Here is a 17,104-nt window from a genome sequence, read left to right on the forward strand (position 1 = left end):
GTTAGTATTAGTTTTTTCAAGCTTGGTTATGTTTCAAATTTGCTTGTGCTGAATTTATTTCAGTACCGCATCAACAAAAAACGAACGAACCAATAATCAACCTAAAAAATGAAAAAGCTATTATTAATTTTAAGTGTAATTATCACAAGTCAGTTTTCCGCCCAAACTATTATCAACGGAAAAGTTACCGATAATAAAGGTTTGCCAATTTCTGGAGCAAATGTTTATTTAGATGCCACGTACGATGGCAGCACCACCGATAAAAACGGAATATTTTCCTTTAAAACCGAAGAAGTCGGTACGCAAACTTTAATTGTTTCTTTTTTGTCATTTGAAACCTTTACCATGGTTGGCGATGTATCTTACATGAAAGATTTAAGTATTAAACTGCGCGAAGATGTAAACGCTTTAGATGCCGTTGTGCTATCGGCCGGCACCTTTGCAGCGGGCGACAATAGTAAAGTTAACGTGCTAAAACCTTTGGATGTGGTAACCACCGCCAGCGCCTTGGGCGATTTTGTTGGTGCCTTACAAACCTTACCGGGAACCACCACAGTAGCCGAAGACGGCCGTTTGTTTGTGCGTGGTGGCGAAGCCGAGGAAACCCAGATTTTTATTGATGGCATTCGTGTGTTTACACCGTATTCGCCAACAACCAATAACACCCCAACACGCGGACGCTATTCGCCTTTTTTGTTTGATGGCATTACCTTTTCTACGGGTGGCTATTCCGCGGAATTTGGGCAAGCCTTATCCAGTGTATTGTTGTTAAATACCATTGACGAACCCGATCAAGAAAAAACAGATATTGGCATTATGAGTGTTGGCGCCACATTGGGTAACACCCAAAAATGGGATAAAAGTTCTGTTAGTGTCAATGCTTCCTACATAAATTTAGCACCTTATATCGCACTGTTTCCCGATAGAAACGATTGGAAAAAACCTTTTGAAACCCTTTCGGGGGAAGCCGTATTCCGCAAAAAAACAGATTCGGGCTTGTTTAAATTATACGGTGCTTTTGATACGACAAATTTTGAACTCACCCAAGAAGACATCAATTATAGTGAGGGACTGGATTTTAAATTGAAAAACAAAAACCTGTATATCAATGGCTCGTATCAAGGCGCTTTAAATGCCAATTGGTCGTTATTTGGCGGCCTAAGTTATACCCACGGAAATAACAATATTAATATTATGGATAGCGATATCGAAGATTTTGAAAACTCGATACACGCCAAACTGAAATTTAAAAACCGAATTAGCAACCGCTTTAAACTGTATTTTGGCGCAGAATATTTTGCTACGGATTTTGATGAAACCTATGCCGATGCTTCGGTTAGTCCGGTAAGCTACGGGTATAACGACAACATTGCAGCAGCCTTTGCCGAAGCCGATATTTTTATATCGAAAAAACTAGCGTTTAAAACGGGTATGCGTGCAGAATACACCGAGATTTTCAACGATTTTACACTAGCGCCACGGGTGTCGATGGCCTATAAAACCTCAGGGAAAAGTCAGTTGTCTTTGGCTTACGGAAATTTTTACCAAAACCCATCGAGCTATATTTTAAAGTTTAATCAAAATTTAAAATCTCAAAACACATCGCATTATATTTTTAACTATCAGTACAATGCCGACCGACAACTGTTTAGAGCTGAAGCCTATTATAAAAACTATGATAATTTAGTGAAGTTTACTGATGAGTTCCCAGATTTCAATAGTACTTATAATAACAATGGAAGTGGTTTTGCAAAAGGCATCGACTTTTTTTGGAGGGATAGCAAAAGCATCAAAAATTTCGATTATTGGTTAAGCTATTCGTTTTTGGATACCAAACGCGATTACAGAAATTATACAGCAAAGGCACAACCAAATTTTGCAAACACACATAACCTTTCGGTAGTTGGTAAATATTGGATTGACGATTGGCGCAGTCAAGTTGGTTTTAGCTACGGTTTTGCTTCGGGCAGAACCTACACCAACCCAAATCAGCCTGGGTTTTTAAACAACAAAACCAAAGCGTATAACAGTTTAAGCCTTAATTGGGCTTATTTAATAAGTCCGCAAAAAATACTGTACGCCTCAATAAACAATGTGTTGGGATTTAAAAATATTAATGGCTACCAATATGCCAATGCACCAAATGCAAATGGCCATTTTGAAAGACGTGCGTTACAACCTGCGGCAGACCAATTCTTTTTTGTGGGTTTCTTTTGGACGATTAGTGCGGATAAAAAGAGCAACCAGTTGGATAATTTGTAGGAGAGATTCGTTTACCGGTTTTGACTATGATTTCGTTGCGGATAAATCCGCAAGATACTTTCCGCCGTAACCGAAAGATAGCAAAATTGCGGTTGAATTCCGATTAAGGAATTCAACCGCAATGAATTATAGGTGTTGTTACCCACAGTTTTTTAAAATCCTCTTATGTTCTTCAGTTCAGTTCCAAATAGTATTTCTTCCAAAAAATACGATGGTACTACAGCAGCAATTCCCAAATTTCTATCAGAAACTGGAATTTTTTGTGTTTCTATAATTTTGATAGGGGAACTTTCTCCAAAATATCCTTTCATAATTCCTGCTAACTTCAATTCAGGATTTCCAACAAAAAGACCACCATTACCTCTATCTGCTCCGAGGTAAAAGAATACTGGGGAACCACTATTACCTCCATAACTCGATGTTTCCATTAGATACAAGCTTGTCATTTCATTGTCCCAAGGAATTTTTTCTTCCGTAAGTAAGGCTACTCTTCCAAATCGAACGATAGGATATATTCTTTTATCTCCAATAAATGGAGTAAACATACCTGTGAAAAACACATCCGAACCCTCTCTTATGTTAAGATCTTTAAAGTTTTTTTTATTCGTTAAAAAAGTGCTCGGAAGAGTTAAATAGTCAAATTTCGTTGGGTCAGGCCCGATAGGTATTACAGCAATATCTACCGTTTTGTCCGCATGTATAAAGATATTCTTGTTGACACCATTCGGATGTAATTCAAGTCTTCCATATTCCGATAAAGAATCCTTTGTGTTTAATCTAATTAATATAGTATCTCTAAAGGTTTTATTTTGCTTTAAAACATGTTTTGCTGTCACAAAATAGAATGCTGATCTTGGCTGCCCATTTATTGAATCGGAAACACTTACAAAAAAACCAGTGCCTTGAGGCTTTACCTTTCCAAACTTGTCTTTAGCATAAATGAAGCCTACAGTCTTTTTTATTTCTGTTGGAATAGCTTGTGACAATAGTAGATTTGATATACTAAAAAGGAAAATTGTAATTAATGTTCTCATTTAATTCAAATTATGGGTAATGGCTCGTGGATATGCGTCGTATTAATGACTTATATCAACCGCTAAACAAACATATCAATTTTTTCGCACAAATTCAAACTTAAAGTGCATATTCAAAAACCATCCACACATGATAAATATCATAGAATTTAATAAGGTTTTATAATAATTTTAATGTATAAAACAGATGAGTTATGAAACCCAAAAAAAACCCAGATTTAGAGATAGGACGAAACAGCAGCCTGTACTTTGCTATAGGTTTAAATGTGATGCTGTTTTTGTCTTGGCAAGCTTTAGAGTACAAAACTTACGATAAAGATCTTGCAACCATCGATATATTGGATGTTGATGCAGAGCTAGAGGAAGATATTCCTATTGTAAACCTTAATACACCACCGCCACCGCCGCCACCGCCCCCCGTAGTTGTGGAAACCATTACTATTGTTGAAGATGTTGAGGATGTTGAGGAAACCATAATTGAAAGTTCTGAGGCTAACCAAAACGAAGCGGTTGAAGAGCGCATTATAGATATAAGCGAAGTTGACGTTGAGGAGGTTGAGGAAGATGTGGAGGTATCGTTTGCAGTAATTGAAAATGTGCCTGTTTTTCCCGGATGCGAAGGTTTGTCAAAAAAGAAAATGAAAGATTGTTTTCAGCAAAAAGTGCAGGAACATGTTAGAAAGAATTTTAGATATCCGCAAACCGCATTGGAAATGAATATTCAAGGGCGCGTGTCGGTAGTTTTTGTTATCGATTCTAAAGGGTATACCACTAATGTAAGATCTAGAGGTCCAGATAAAATTTTAGAAAAGGAAGCCGAACGTATTATTGGTTTGTTACCTAAAATGACACCAGGAAAACAGCGTGGTAAATCTGTAAAAGTGAGTTATGCTGTACCTATATTTTTTAAACTTCACGAAGGTTAAATAGGGTTTTTTTGGGAATGTTTTTATCAATGTGAAAAGAGGTTGCATAAAAGTCTTTTGTATTTAATTTGTCAGGTTGAGCCTGTCGAAACCGATTTTGATTATCACAAAGTATAATATTTCGACAAGCTCAATACGACCTACAATTAGACTTTTTATGCAGCCTTTTTTAATCCCAATGTTTTACGTTATCTTGATGTATAATTATTTTTCTGAAATCGTTGGGCTTTTTCTCGTTTAATAGTTTTAGGCCATCGCCGGCATCAATCAACTTTCGAAAATTCTTCTCGCTAGCCTCGTATTGCGCTTTATTTTTATAAGTGGTTATCAGCATAAAAGTATAAGGCGTTTCGGGCGTTGGTTTTGTTTCTAATAATTGATACGATACAATATATCCTTTTTCAATAGCTTGAATACGCAACTGCTCCCAGTTGTTTTGATAGTAAAAAAGTGCTTCAGCTTTATTTTTATTTAAAACCTGTACGTAATCTATCATGGAAACATGAGTGGACGACTGACTTATTCCCATATAAAATGAGAGTAAAACCGCAATTAAAATTGTTTTTTTCATCATGTGTTTCTGGTTTAAAGTTTCTTCAATGTAATAACTTTTGCTAGCCTATTTAAACAGTTTAACATTTCATCAACAAAAAATAACAGTTCGGTAAGTTGCTTTTTTAAAAATTGGGTTTCTGGTTGATATTTGTTTCATCATTAAAACCATAAAAACCAAATTCATGAAACATCTCACAACTATAATCTGTTTAGTGCTTTTAAATACTACTATTGGGTTTTCACAAGACAATAACAACGAGGTAATTGTAAATATTTCAAACTTAAACAGTAATAAGGGGCAGGTTTTTATTGCCATTTACAATGCCAAAGAAAACTTTTTAAATAAGGGTTTTAAATCAGTAAAAACCAACATTGAAAACAACAGTTGTAAAGTTGTTTTTAAAGCGATTCCGAACGGAACTTATGCTATTTCGATGTTTCACGATGAAAACGAAAACAATAAAATGGATACCAATTTTATAGGAATCCCAAAAGAAGATTATGGTTGTTCAAACAACGCGAAAGGGTTTATGGGACCACCAAAATGGGAGGACGCCAAATTTATAATACACAACGAATCAATCACGCAACATATTAAACTTTAAAAATCAAACTTATGAAACATTTAATTATTATCGCAGCACTTTTAGTATCAGGGATAATGCATGCCCAAACCAATTACGAAAAAGGCATGCAGAAAGCATTTCAGCTTTGGGGAAGCAATCAGCCTACCGAAGCAGCAAATTTATTTGAGCGCATCGCAAAAGCAGAACCGGACAATTGGTTGCCCTTGTATTACGCCGCACAAATTAATATTGTGAATAGCTTTGGCGAGAAGGACGAAGAAAAACTGTCGGCTAAACTTAAAAAGGCACAAAATTTAATTAACGATGCCACGGCCATATCAAAAGACAACCCAGAAATTCTGGTGCTTCAAGCCTTATTGCACACCGCTTGGGTAGCTTACGATGGCGCAACTTACGGTATGACCCTTTCGGGGAAAGTAGTAGAATTGTACGCAAAAGCAGCACAATTAGCACCAAAAAACCCGCGTGTGGTGTTTAGCAAAGCAGAGTGGGACATGGGAGGTGCACGTTATTTTGGACAAGATACCACGCCATTTTGTAAAGATATAGAACGCTCTATAGAACTTTTTGCTAACTTTAAGCCAGAAACACCGTTTCATCCTAATTGGGGAAAAGAACGCGCGGAGCAAGTACTGAAATCTTGTGAAAAGTAATTTGAAACACGCATAAACAACATGAAAAATTCTGTTAAAAATATCATTATCACTTTCGTTATTGGATGCGCTGTATTTGTAGTGGCCAATTTTATTTCTGATGGCTTTGAGTTTGATAGCGTAAGCGATTTTTTAATAGATTTTTCATTTTATCAGCTGTATTCTTTTGTGCTTGGGTATTCCAATATGTATTTTTTTGGTTATATGGATCGCCGCCAATGGAAAAAAAACGAGACGGTAAAGCGCATTGTTATTGGTGTTTTTGGATCTACCGTAATCACTTTAATAGGTCTGTTTGTACTTCGAGCGTCAACTTCAGTGTTTTATGTGGGCAATACCTTTGAAACGTTTTTAGCCAACGAAAAACTAAAATATTACCAGTTTGGGCTATGGGTAACCTTAACCATTGTTGCCATTTTTCATGTTATTTATTTTTATAATAAGTATCAGCAAAACAAAATAAAAGAGCAAAAGGTCATTGCAGGTACGGCAAGTGCTAAGTTCGATGCTTTAAAAAATCAGTTAGATCCGCATTTTCTATTCAATAGTTTAAATGTATTAACCAGTTTAATTGAAGAAAACCCGGATAACGCTCAAAAGTTTACCACATCGCTATCCAAAGTATATCGCTATGTTTTAGAGCAAAAAAACAAGGAATTGGTAACGGTTGACGAGGAGTTGCAATTTGCCAAAACCTATATGTCGCTGCTAAAAATGCGCTTTGAGGACAGTATTGTTTTCAGTATGCCCGAAAAGGCATCAAACCCAGAAAGTAAAGTGGTGCCGCTATCGCTACAGCTGCTTTTAGAAAACGCCGTAAAGCATAATATGGTAACCTCGAGTAAACCCTTGCATATTAAAATTTACGAAGACGGAGACAGTCTGGTAATAGAAAACAATTTGCAGCCCAAACAAATCGTAAAAAAGAGTAGTGGTGTGGGCTTAAGTAACATTATGCAGCGCTACGACTTACTTACCAACCGAAAAATAAACGTAAACAAACAATCCCATAGGTTTGCAGTTGCCATACCTATGCTTACAAAACAAATATCAATTATGAGAACAGAACAAACACCATCAGCTTTAGACGATAGCTACATGCGGGCGTTAAATCATGTCGATGAGCTTAAAGCCTTTTACTATAGCCTTATATCGTACTTTTTAGTTATTCCGTTTTTAATATTTATCAATTACAGAACCTCATGGGGATTCCAATGGTTTTGGTTCCCTATGTTTGGTTGGGGCATTGGTTTAGCCATTCAAGCCTTTAAGGTTTTTGTTAACGATGGCGCATTCGGCAGAAAATGGGAAAAACGAAAAATGGAAGAGTTTATGAAAAACGAAAAAAATAATTGGGACTAAAAAGCACACTAGCCATGGAACGATTACCAGATTTAGAAACCAAGAAAAAAGCCATAAGAGCCCGCAAGCGCATTGAAGCCATAAAAGGCTTTTACCAGCACCTTTTGGCATACTGTTTATTTACGCCGTTTATTATTTTTATAAACTACAAAACCTACTGGGACTACAAATGGTTTTGGTTTTCGGTAATAGGCTGGGGCATTGGTTTGGCCATTCACGCCTTTGTGGTATTTGTTCAAAAAGGAATTTTTGTAAGCCAATGGGAAGAGCGTAAAATAAAAGAAATTATGAGAAAGGAAGAAAACCATTGGGATTAAAACATTAAGATTATGGAAAATTATAAACTAGAGCCACATCAAAATCAAAACTATCAAAAAGAACAAGCTTATACCCGTGCAAAAAAACGTGTAAAAGAAATTAAAGGCTTCTATTGGCACGCCTTCTGGTATGTTGTAGTTAACATTTTTATCATCACTATGGTGGTTTCCAATAATGGTAATTTATGGCACTTCGGCACCTTTTCAACCGCCATTTTTTGGGGTATCGGTTTGGGCTTTCACGCGCTTGGGGTGTTCGGAAAAAATCTCGTTTTCAGTAAATCTTGGGAAGAACGAAAAATTCGGGAGTATATGGATAAAGATAAAAAACAATGGAAGTAATATGTCACTTCGAGTAATTTCAATGTAAATTGAAATTGTATCGAGAAGTTGGGCGTTACCCTACGGGTCGGGCTTTCCACTATATCTTTTTAAAACGTCATTGCGAAGAAGGAACGACTCTGGCAATCTGCTTAATTTTAGTTTAATGCTATTTTCGTTTTATCAAGTTTTAAAAAGGATGCCGTTTCAATCCCTAACGCGGGGTTAGTCCGCAATCGGCAGTAAGCAGTCGCAGTCGGTACAGCATATTTAAAGAAACAAGTTCATAAAACATTCGTGAATTCGTGGCAAAACAAATAGATTTCCTTCTTCAAGGAAATGATAAAAAAGAATAATTATAAAATGAACGTAATAATTATAGAAGACGAAAAACCATCAGCACGACGTTTACAGCGCATGCTGCAAAAATTAAATTTAGAAGCCAAAACCATGCTGCATTCCGTCGAGGAATCCATCAACTGGTTTCAAAACAACCCACATCCGGATTTAATATTTTTAGACATCCAATTAAGCGATGGGCTATCCTTCGAAATATTCGAAACCATCAATATAAAATCCGCCATCATTTTCACCACAGCTTACGATGAATATGCCCTGCAAGCCTTTAAACTAAACAGCATCGACTATTTATTAAAACCCATTGACGAAGACGATTTAGCCACAGCCGTAAAAAAATACCAAGATCGCGCACCGCAACAACAAGCCGTAACCTTAGATTTTAACGATATTAAAAAACTGCTGGTAAACCCCATAGACCGCGAGTATAAAAAACGCTTTTCGGTAAAAGTAGGGCAACATTTAAAACTCATCAACATCGATGATATCGAGTGTTTTTACAGCGAAAACAAAGGCACGTATTTGCATACAAACGAAGGTCGGAACTACCTTTTAGATACCACTTTGGAGCATTTGGAAAACGAATTGGAACCACGAACCTTTTATCGTATTAACCGTAAGTTTTTTGTAAATATAAATGCCATAAAAGATATGGTAAGTTATACCAACTCACGCTTGCAAATAAAGCTAAAATCGTATAACGAACAAGACGTTATTGTAGCCCGAGAGCGCGTTAAGGATTTTAAGACTTGGTTGGAGTAATTTCCATACAATTAATAAATCCAACTTTTAAATAATCTTGAGTGTCAATTAATTAAGTAGTTACCCGTTGTACATTTTGAAAAATTCTGTCAATTCGAGTAAATTTTACGATTGGAATGAGTAAAATTTGTATCGAGAATAAGAATTTTAACTTGAAATAGATTCTCGATACAATTTTTCGTGCCTCAAAATCACTCGAATTGACATATTGACATTTTTTTTTCAAAATGCACAATGGGTTAAATAGTTTGTTTTTTCATCGCCGTTAACTCTGCAATTTTGCAAATCACTTCGGTGGCTTTTATCATACTTTCAACAGGCACATATTCATATCGCCCATGAAAGTTATGGCCGCCCGCAAAAATATTAGGACAGGGCAATCCCATATAACTTAGCTGCGAACCATCGGTACCACCACGAATGGCTTTTATTAAGGGCTCGATATTTAGTTGTTTCATGGCTTCCTCGGCAATATCAACAATATGCATTACGGGTTCAATTTTTTCTTTCATGTTGTAATATTGGTCTTTTATATCAACAACAATGGCTTCTGTTTCGTATTGCGAGTTTAACTCATTGGCCAGCTTTTCGAATAAGGCTTTTCTGGCTTCAAATTTTTCCCGGTCGTGGTCGCGAATAATATATTCTAAAACGGTTTCCTCAACTTTTCCAGTCATATTGCTTAAATGGAAAAAGCCTTGGTAACCTTCGGTATGTTCCGGAGTTTCCAATCGTGGCAACGAGTTTATAAATTCGGTAGCCATGTACATGGAGTTTATCAATTTTCCTTTGGCATATCCGGGATGCACAATTTTTCCTTTTACTTTTACTTTGGCACTGGCGGCATTAAAATTTTCGTATTCCAATTCCCCTATTTGGCTGCCGTCCATCGTGTAAGCCCAATCTGCACCAAATTTTTCGACATCAAATTTATGGGCACCACGACCAATTTCTTCGTCTGGCGTAAAACCAACACGTATTTTACCGTGTTTAATTTCCGGATGGTTAATTAAATATTCCATGGCCGTAACAATTTCGCAAACACCTGCTTTATCATCGGCACCCAAAAGCGTTGTGCCATCGGTAGTAATTAAAGTTTGCCCGATATATTGACGCAAATCTTCGAAATAATCTGGCGATAATACAATGTTTTCTTCCTTATTCAATAAGATATCGCCACCGTGATAATTCTCAAAAATTTGTGGTTTTACATTAGCACCCGTAAAATCTGGCGAAGTATCAAAATGAGAAATAAACCCAATGGTTGGCACCTCGTGTTCCACATTACTTGGTAGCGTTGCCATAATGTAAGCGTTGTTGTCTATATTCACGTCTTGCATGCCAATGGATTTAAGTTCTTCGGCCAACTTATTGGCTAAATCCCATTGTTTTTTTGTGCTTGGTGTGGTGTTGGAATTGGGGTCCGATTCGGTGTCAATAGTCACGTAACTTATGAATCGTTTTATAAGGCCTTCTTTTGAAATCATTCTATAATATTTTGGTGAGAAAATTAATTGCTCATTTAGGGGTTAAAGTTACGACTTATAAGTTTTTTAGCTTTTGAATTGCTCATTTTTTTAATTAGAAGTATTTTTGCGCAAATATTGATTGATGTATAAATTATTACTTCGTCCGCTATTCTTTTTATTCGACCCCGAAAAGATTCATCATTTTACGTTTTCATTAATAAAATTCACGTCTAAAATCCCTGGATTTGAGTCCCTATTTAAGAGCTTGTATGTTGTAAATGACAAACGATTAGAACGAAAATTATTCGGTTTAACCTTTAAAAATCCAGTAGGTTTAGCGGCAGGTTTCGATAAAAATGCGGTGTTGTACAAGGAGTTGGCAAACTTCGGATTTGGCTTTATCGAAATAGGTACAGTAACCCCAAAGGCACAAGCCGGAAACCCGAAAAAGCGATTGTTTAGACTGAAAGACGACCAAGGCATTATTAACCGAATGGGCTTTAATAATGAAGGACTGGAAGCCGCAATTAATCAATTAAAACATAATAAAGGCAAACTGATTATTGGCGGAAATATTGGTAAAAACACCCAAACAAAACCAGAAGATTATACCAAGGATTATTTGGAATGCTTTAACGCCTTGCACCCTTATGTGGACTATTTTGTGCTTAATGTGAGTTGCCCAAATGTGGGTAGCCATGCCAAGTTAAATGACAAAGATTATTTGGAAGAGTTAATAAGTGCGGTGCAAAATGCCAATAAAAGTTTTGAGAAACAGAAACCGATACTTTTAAAAATCGCACCGGATTTAAATACCAATCAGTTGGATGAAATTATTGAATTGGTTGCCGATACCAAACTGGATGGTGTTATTGCCAGCAATACTTCGATGGATCGAAGCGGATTAAAAGCCACCGAACAACAATTGAACGCTATTGGCAATGGCGGTTTAAGCGGACAACCGATAAAGGAAAAAAGTACAAAGGTGGTTAAATACCTTTCTGAAAACAGTAATAAAGCCTTTCCTATTATTGGCGTTGGTGGCGTGCATTCTGCCCAAGATGCTTTGGAAAAAATTAATGCTGGTGCCGATTTAATTCAGGTTTACACCGGTTTTATATACGAAGGGCCGCGTTTAATTAAAGCCATAAACCAAGCGATTTTAAAAGAAAGTTAAGTTAGTTTGTTATTTAATGAATTTTTTCAGAACTCTTGATGTTCCATCGTTTAAAATGAGCAAGTAAGTGCCAGAAGCTAAGTTGCTCACATCAATGGGTCGGTTTGAAACTGTGCCAGATAAAAACGTTTGCCCCACCAAATTAGAAATTTCGAAATTTGAAATTAATTCCGAATCATTGGTTTTTACATAGAGCAAATTATCTTTAACAGGATTTGGATACACTATAAAACTCTCGTCTGATATGGGTATGTAAATCGTTTTAATAAACACGTTGTCAATAGCAATATCGCCTTCCCAATTTGAACCTCTAACAGCTCTAAATCTAACTTTTATGGTTTGATTGGTGTACGGCGACAAATCAATAGACTTTTTTAAAAAAGCATCATTTTGATGTCTTTGTTGGTTACCAATAATGGCGGGAACAACATCGTTAATGTAGCTGTCTTCGGTTTTTAAATCCACATGCAGTTCGCCCATACCTTTACCAAACATATGGTACGAAAATTCAAGTTCAGAGTTTTCTTTGTCAATGGTGAAACAAGGTGAAATAAATTCGGCGACATCACCGGGATTTGCACCAGAAGCTTCGGCGTAAATATATTTTCCTAAAACTTCGGTATTCGAATTGTCGCTATTTGGGCCTGTATTTTCTGTTGCTGTTTCACCAAAATTAACATACCAATTATAGCCGTTTTCCGAAACATCGTTGGCTGTCCACCCCTTATCTCCGGCGATGTCAAAATCGTCAAAATCCTCATTTAAAATATCGGGCTGTGTTCCAACTTTAATATATTTTGAATAAGTTTTACTAATGGATCTCGATTTGTTTGACACCCTAAGTGTAACATCGTAAATCCCAGAAGAGTATGTGTGTTTTGGGTTTTTAGTGGTGTAATCTATAACACCATCAGAATCCATGTCCCATTCCCATTTAGTTATATTTTTACAGCTACTTTTAAACTGAACCGTTAAATCTTCTTCGCAGGTTTGGCTGACATCCGTAACAAAATCGGCATTAAACGACGGACAGGATAAATAGTTTTTTGTCGTCATAAAAAAAGCGTACATACGGGCCAATTGTTGGTCGGTAAAATGTGTTCTGCACCCTTTTCTGGAATACGACATTATATTTTGTGTATCTGGTTTAAATGCAGTTCCGTTAGCATCGGTTTCCGTACCAATATATTCGCAAAAATTATTTACGTTTTTATTAGAAAGTTTGGGGTCTGCAGGTGTATCGCAAATGCCATCGCCCGTGGTATCGCAGTTACTACCATCAACCAACTCTTCTGTTAATGTATCATTCTTTGGGCCGTGCGTATGTATTAAAGAGAAAAAATGACCCATTTCGTGCGCTAACGTAGAATCGTTGGTAACGCAATCATTCTTTAATACGATTACATCTTGTCTGGCCACATTATTGCTATAGCCACAGATACTTTCATTGGCGTCGTTTTTAATATATTCTGTAAGATAAATATTGATTAAACCTGCAACATTGTATTTTTCGGTTAGTGCGTTTTCGTCTCTTTTATCGAAAAATAGCAGTTCGTCGTCATCAATATAATTAATGCCGTCACAAAGGAAAAACTCCATTTGAGCATTTTTATAAATGTCATTTAAATTAGAAATAGCATTTTTAAGTTCAGAAACACTGAGGCCGCCCGTTCCATTGGAACGCCTAAAAATATGTGCTTTTATAGGAATAGCGTTTACGGTTTTTACCGGAATATCGCCTTTTCTGTTTTTAGCAGTAAGAAACGCTTGCTCGAAAGTTTCAAGTTGAGGCTTTATGCTTTGAATGTATTTAATGTAAGCTTCGGAAGTTGTTGTACCACAGTCGGTTGTTGTGTTTTGGCCATGCAGCAAACTCATGGTAAAACCAACTATGCAAAAAAATAATGTAATTTTTGAAGTAAAAATATTCATTTGGGGCAAACATTTGCTCAAATGTATATTTTATCGCAAATTATTAATAATAAAAACGTTTAAGCGTTAGGTTTTATCGCTTATCTAAAATTAGCTACTTAAAATCAGTTGATTACTAGTTTTTTGGTTGAGCTTTTATGGGCAGATTTTAAACTTAGAAGGTAAACACCCTTATTTAAATGCGATAAATCAACTTCTAATTTTGATAGTCCTTTTTCAATGGGTATATCTTTAACCAATCGCCCTAGAATGTTATAAATTTTAGCGGATTTTAATTCGATATTTTTAATGTTTGAAAGCGTAATTTTTCCTTGGGTTGGATTGGGATAAATGGATATATTTTCTAAGACATCAATATCATCAAGACTTAAAGTAGAATCGATATAATTAAAGGTAACCGTACCAATTCTGTGGCTCATATTAGAGTTTACACCATCAAAAGGCGGCTGGTTTGATAAACTTGTAATAACACCTATAGGATTTGAAGCGGAATTACTTCCAGAATAGGTATTGCCGTCTTCTGTACCAGCATCGTAAGGATACACATCTAGCGTAAAAGAAGCTTTCCATCCGTTATTTACAGTATTATTTCCAGATCTTAAATTTTCGCTGTTAACAGCAATAAACCAATCGGGACTAGGGGCAATCATTGAAGCGAGACTTACAAAAGGGTAATTTGAGCTTACCTGAATATTTTTCGTAATTGTGCCTTGTGCAGCGTTTAATCCGCTACCAATTTCAAATTTATCGGCATCTGGATTCGCTGTTACTTCATTTTGAAAAGTGCTATTATTTCCTTCTTCTGCTATCAATTCAATACCAGCAGAGGCGACGACTCCCATTTCTAAAATGGAGTTAACTGTTTTATGCGTGGCAATAGCTAATGGCGACCAATGTGCATTACTGGGTAAAGCAATAGTGCTAATACCATTTACTGGGTCTTCAGCTGGGGTCTCCCAAAAACTCTCAAAAACAATACTGTAATTTGCAACACTTTGTGCAAAGCCAATATTAGAAAAAAACAAACAAAATAATAACACTGTAAAAGAAGTATAGTTTTTCATCAGATTAATAGCTTAGTGGTTTATAAATATTTATGTCTGATTAAATTGCACTCCCTTACAAAATAATAGTATTTTTATGGTCCAAATATTTATGAGTTTAATGCCTAAAAAAGTAAAGATAATTGAATGCCCACGCGATGCCATGCAAGGTATAAAGGCATTTATCCCAACAGCAAATAAGGTCCAATATATCCAATCGTTATTACGTGTTGGTTTTGATACCATAGATTTTGGGAGCTTCGTGTCGCCCAGAGCCATACCGCAAATGGTTGATACGGCCGAGGTTTTATCGCAATTGGATTTAAGCCAAACCAAAAGCAAATTATTGGCCATTGTTGCCAACCAAAGAGGTGCTGAAAATGCATCCATCCACAAAGACATTGATTATTTAGGCTATCCGTTTTCAATATCAGAAAACTTTCAAATGCGTAATACACATAAAACGATAGCGCAATCGGTTTTGATTTTAGAAGATATTTTGAATATTGCAGACCAAAGCAATAAAGAAGTCGTGGTGTATATTTCCATGGGTTTTGGAAATCCTTACGGCGATCCGTGGGATGTAAATATAGTAGGCGAGTGGACCGAGCGCTTAAATAACATGGGTGTTAAAATCTTGTCGTTAAGCGATACGGTGGGCACTTCAAATCCGGAAAGCATCAGCTATTTGTTTTCACATTTAATACCACAATACCCACACATAGAATTTGGGGCCCATTTGCACACCACGCCAACCACGTGGTTCGAAAAAGTAGATGCGGCGTATAAAGCTGGCTGCATGCGTTTTGATGGCGCGATTCAAGGTTTTGGTGGCTGCCCAATGGCCAAAGATGAGTTAACTGGCAACATGCCAACCGAAAAATTATTATCATACTTTACCTCACAAAAAAATAATAATCTAAATGCCCTTAGTTTTGAGAGCGCTTACAACGAGGCCTCAAAAATTTTTAATAGGTACCATTAATTTTATCAGGTTACATGTTTCATTTTCACTTCACTATATTTTAAAGTTAAATTTTATTTAAAATAATTCTAAATAAACTTTGCTGAAGTCATTTTCATTTTTACTTTTGCAATCGAAAATTAAAATCTATTTATAATTAGTCTAAATAAAGACAATAAATTTAACCAATGAAAAGAGTCATCACAATTTCAGCAATTTTTCTCAGTGCATTTGCTTTTGCACAAACGGTAAGTCAAGATACGACTTCAACCAAAAACCAACAGCAAAACGCTGCACAAAACATAATAAACGGGACCGCATCAAAAGGGATTACCGTTGGCGGATATGCACAAATTGACTACAACCAACCCGAAGGAAAAAACGGTAAAATGGATGTGCACCGTATGGTTATGCTTTTGGGATACAAGTTTAACGATAAGGTACAATTTGTTACCGAAATTGAATACGAGCACGTTAAGGAAGTGTACATCGAGCAAGCCTTTTTAAACTACAGCTTAAACGATAACCTTAATATTCGTGGTGGTTTAATGTTAGTGCCAATGGGTATTGTAAACGAATATCACGAGCCAACAACCTATAACGGTGTAGAGCGTCCAAATGTTGATAAAAGCATTGTGCCATCAACTTGGAGAGAAATTGGTGTAGGTGTTACCGGCAGATTTAACAGCGCTAATTTACGTTACCAAGCCTATATTTTTAACGGATTCACATCGTTAAACGGTTCTAAAACCTTAGGCGGAAGCAATGGTTTGCGTAACGGCCGTCAAAAAGGAGCAGAATCTACAATAAACACACCAAACCTTTCTGCAAAAGTAGATTACTACGGCATCCAAGGATTGCGTTTGGGGCTTTCAGGATACTTTGGTCGCACACAGGCAGAAGACGATGTAGACATGATTGACGGTGCAGATGTAGGAATCTCTATGTTTGGTTTAGATGCCCGTTATATCAACAAACGTTTATCGGCACGTGGGCAGTACATTCACGCATTAATTAGCGATGCAACAGCTTACAACAACTTAAACAGTGCCAATTTGGGTAGCGAGCTTAAAGGTTGGTATGCCGAGGCCGCTTACAATTTATTGCCACTTACCAACGAGCAAAAACTAGATGCGTTTGTACGTTACGAGCAATACGATACCCATGCCGCAACCCAAGATGCAGGCATTGCCAGAAACCTAGGTTACAACAGAAACGAGTGGACTACCGGTTTAAGCTACCACGTAGCAAACGGCGCGGTGGTAAAAGCAGATTACCAAATTTTAGATAATGCAGCCATTGGCAACAAATCAATGGGGCAGTTAAACTTCGGAATCGGAGTTTGGTTCTAAAACCATAATAATAATTTGGGCGTTACCCAAT

16 protein-coding genes are annotated in these 17,104 nt (G+C 36.6%); 11 read left to right on the forward strand and 5 right to left on the reverse strand.

Annotation, left to right across the window (positions count from 1 at the left end):
- Positions 1-108 precede the first annotated feature (108 nt).
- The gene (locus RNZ46_RS10980) at positions 109-2,262 is read left to right on the forward strand and encodes a TonB-dependent receptor (RefSeq protein ID WP_316982247.1); all 2,154 of its coding nucleotides are present in this window, start codon (positions 109-111) and stop codon (positions 2,260-2,262) included.
- Between the two features lie 152 nt (positions 2,263-2,414).
- Here the strand turns inward: RNZ46_RS10980 and RNZ46_RS10985 are convergent, their stop codons facing one another.
- Positions 2,415-3,296 carry a S1 family peptidase gene (locus tag RNZ46_RS10985; RefSeq protein ID WP_316982248.1) on the reverse strand — a complete coding sequence of 294 codons (882 nt, stop codon included), beginning with the start codon at positions 3,294-3,296 and terminating at the stop codon, positions 2,415-2,417.
- 194 nt (positions 3,297-3,490) lie between these two features.
- Between RNZ46_RS10985 and RNZ46_RS10990 the strand changes: the two genes are divergently transcribed.
- Positions 3,491-4,222 (forward strand): energy transducer TonB, encoded by a 732-nt coding sequence (locus RNZ46_RS10990; RefSeq protein ID WP_316982249.1) that lies wholly within the window; start codon positions 3,491-3,493, stop codon positions 4,220-4,222.
- Positions 4,223-4,391: 169 nt separating this feature from the next.
- On the opposite strand, the gene RNZ46_RS10995 is transcribed toward RNZ46_RS10990, so the two are convergent.
- Positions 4,392-4,796 carry a hypothetical protein gene (locus tag RNZ46_RS10995; protein WP_316982250.1) on the reverse strand — a complete coding sequence of 135 codons (405 nt, stop codon included), beginning with the start codon at positions 4,794-4,796 and terminating at the stop codon, positions 4,392-4,394.
- A gap of 163 nt (positions 4,797-4,959) precedes the next feature.
- On the opposite strand from RNZ46_RS10995, the gene RNZ46_RS11000 reads away from it, so the two are divergent.
- The 6 genes from RNZ46_RS11000 (at position 4,960) to RNZ46_RS11025 (ending at position 9,136) form a co-directional block, all read left to right on the forward strand.
- Positions 4,960-5,382: a DUF2141 domain-containing protein gene (locus RNZ46_RS11000; RefSeq protein ID WP_316982251.1), complete on the forward strand. Its 423-nt coding sequence runs from the start codon at positions 4,960-4,962 to the stop codon at positions 5,380-5,382.
- 11 nt (positions 5,383-5,393) lie between these two features.
- Positions 5,394-6,017, forward strand: a complete 624-nt coding sequence (locus RNZ46_RS11005; RefSeq protein ID WP_316982252.1) for a tetratricopeptide repeat protein — start codon at positions 5,394-5,396, stop codon at positions 6,015-6,017.
- A gap of 21 nt (positions 6,018-6,038) precedes the next feature.
- Positions 6,039-7,379, forward strand: coding sequence for a histidine kinase (locus tag RNZ46_RS11010; protein WP_316982253.1), 1,341 nt, complete (start codon positions 6,039-6,041; stop codon positions 7,377-7,379).
- 14 nt (positions 7,380-7,393) lie between these two features.
- Positions 7,394-7,696, forward strand: coding sequence for a 2TM domain-containing protein (locus RNZ46_RS11015; protein WP_316982254.1), 303 nt, complete (start codon positions 7,394-7,396; stop codon positions 7,694-7,696).
- Between the two features lie 12 nt (positions 7,697-7,708).
- Positions 7,709-8,038 carry a 2TM domain-containing protein gene (locus RNZ46_RS11020; protein ID WP_316982255.1) on the forward strand — a complete coding sequence of 110 codons (330 nt, stop codon included), beginning with the start codon at positions 7,709-7,711 and terminating at the stop codon, positions 8,036-8,038.
- A gap of 342 nt (positions 8,039-8,380) precedes the next feature.
- Positions 8,381-9,136 carry a LytR/AlgR family response regulator transcription factor gene (locus tag RNZ46_RS11025; protein WP_316982256.1) on the forward strand — a complete coding sequence of 252 codons (756 nt, stop codon included), beginning with the start codon at positions 8,381-8,383 and terminating at the stop codon, positions 9,134-9,136.
- A gap of 239 nt (positions 9,137-9,375) precedes the next feature.
- Here RNZ46_RS11025 and pepT read toward each other — a convergent pair whose 3' ends face one another.
- The gene (pepT, locus tag RNZ46_RS11030) at positions 9,376-10,623 is read right to left on the reverse strand and encodes a peptidase T (protein ID WP_316982257.1); all 1,248 of its coding nucleotides are present in this window, start codon (positions 10,621-10,623) and stop codon (positions 9,376-9,378) included.
- A gap of 124 nt (positions 10,624-10,747) precedes the next feature.
- Between pepT and RNZ46_RS11035 the strand changes: the two genes are divergently transcribed.
- Positions 10,748-11,782, forward strand: a complete 1,035-nt coding sequence (locus RNZ46_RS11035; RefSeq protein ID WP_316982258.1) for a quinone-dependent dihydroorotate dehydrogenase — start codon at positions 10,748-10,750, stop codon at positions 11,780-11,782.
- 9 nt (positions 11,783-11,791) lie between these two features.
- Here RNZ46_RS11035 and RNZ46_RS11040 read toward each other — a convergent pair whose 3' ends face one another.
- Positions 11,792-13,714 carry a T9SS-dependent choice-of-anchor J family protein gene (locus RNZ46_RS11040; RefSeq protein WP_316982259.1) on the reverse strand — a complete coding sequence of 641 codons (1,923 nt, stop codon included), beginning with the start codon at positions 13,712-13,714 and terminating at the stop codon, positions 11,792-11,794.
- A gap of 104 nt (positions 13,715-13,818) precedes the next feature.
- Positions 13,819-14,778, reverse strand: coding sequence for a T9SS type A sorting domain-containing protein (locus RNZ46_RS11045; RefSeq protein WP_316982260.1), 960 nt, complete (start codon positions 14,776-14,778; stop codon positions 13,819-13,821).
- 100 nt (positions 14,779-14,878) lie between these two features.
- Between RNZ46_RS11045 and RNZ46_RS11050 the strand changes: the two genes are divergently transcribed.
- Positions 14,879-15,742, forward strand: a complete 864-nt coding sequence (locus RNZ46_RS11050) for a hydroxymethylglutaryl-CoA lyase (RefSeq protein ID WP_316984990.1) — start codon at positions 14,879-14,881, stop codon at positions 15,740-15,742.
- Positions 15,743-15,909: 167 nt separating this feature from the next.
- Positions 15,910-17,073: a hypothetical protein gene (locus tag RNZ46_RS11055; protein WP_316982261.1), complete on the forward strand. Its 1,164-nt coding sequence runs from the start codon at positions 15,910-15,912 to the stop codon at positions 17,071-17,073.
- Positions 17,074-17,104 lie beyond the last annotated feature (31 nt).

The sequence above is a fragment of the Hwangdonia lutea genome, from assembly GCF_032814565.1.
GTDB classification, from domain to species: domain Bacteria; phylum Bacteroidota; class Bacteroidia; order Flavobacteriales; family Flavobacteriaceae; genus Hwangdonia; species Hwangdonia lutea.